Raw genomic sequence first — 979 nt, 5'->3', positions numbered from 1 at the left:
GGCACCGATGAGGCCAGTGCTGATGCGCTGACCGAGGCCACCGGTGCTGCCGAGCGGCTGGAGACGGCGCTCGACGATGCCGGGCGCGCAGCAACAGGTGCTGGTGCGGCGGCCGGAGCTGCCGCCGCTGCGGCCGAGCCCGCGACCGAGGCCGCCGTAACCGGCTGGCAGGCGGTCACGGCCGCGCTGTCGGACTACGCCAGCAAGGCGCGCGACATTGGCGGCGATATCGGCCAGAGCCTCGTCGGCGCCTTCCAGTCGGCCGAGAACGCGGTGGGCCAGTTCGTGAAGACCGGCAAGCTGAACTTCCGCGACCTCGTCACCTCGCTGCTGGCCGATCTCGCCCAGCTGGCGGCGCGGCGTTTCATCCTCGGGCCGATCGCAAACGCGCTCTCCGGCGTCTTCGCGGGCGCGGGCGGTATCTTCGCCAACGTCCTGCATGCGGGCGGGATGGTCGGATCGGCCGCGCCCTTGCGCATGATCCCGGCCATGGCCTTCGCCGCCGCGCCGCGGATGCATTCCGGCGGCATGGCCGGACTGCGCCACGACGAAGTCCCCGCGATCCTGCAGCGCGGCGAGCGCGTGCTGTCGCAGCGCGAGGCGCAGAGCTACGGCGCGGGCGGCGGCGTCAACGTCACCATCATGGCCCGCGACGCCGAGAGCTTCCGCCAGTCGCGCACGCAGGTCGCCGCCGACATCGCCCGGGCCGTGTCGCTCGGGCGGAGGGGCATGTGAGTGCGACCCCGCAAGTGGGAACCGGTTGCGGGGGCCAGAGCACGAACCATGGAGAGACTTGATGGCGTTTCACGAGGTCCGGTTTCCCGACAACATCAGTCGCGGCGCGCGGGGCGGGCCGGAGCGGCGCACCCAGATCGTCGAGCTCGCCTCGGGCGATGAGGAGAGGAACGCCAGCTGGGCGAACTCCCGTCGGCGCTACGATGTCGCCTACGGCATCCGCCGCGCCGACGATCTGGCGGCG

Annotated in this window: 2 protein-coding genes; both read left to right on the top strand. The window is 72.3% G+C overall.

The window, feature by feature from the left end:
* Window positions 1–735: phage tail tape measure C-terminal domain-containing protein (locus E3D03_RS20930; RefSeq protein ID WP_318013794.1), on the top strand; the 735-nt coding region annotated here is incomplete at its 5' end.
* Between the two features lie 61 nt (window positions 736–796).
* The coding region (locus tag E3D03_RS20925; RefSeq protein WP_263568544.1) for a DUF2460 domain-containing protein at window positions 797–979 on the top strand (183 nt) is incomplete at its 3' end.

Source organism: Paracoccus sp. DMF (genome assembly GCF_004407025.1).
In the GTDB taxonomy this organism is placed as follows: Bacteria; Pseudomonadota; Alphaproteobacteria; order Rhodobacterales; family Rhodobacteraceae; genus Paracoccus; species Paracoccus aminovorans_B.
The sequence above is the reverse complement of the archived record's forward strand: the minus strand, read 5'-3'. Positions and strand labels throughout refer to the sequence as shown.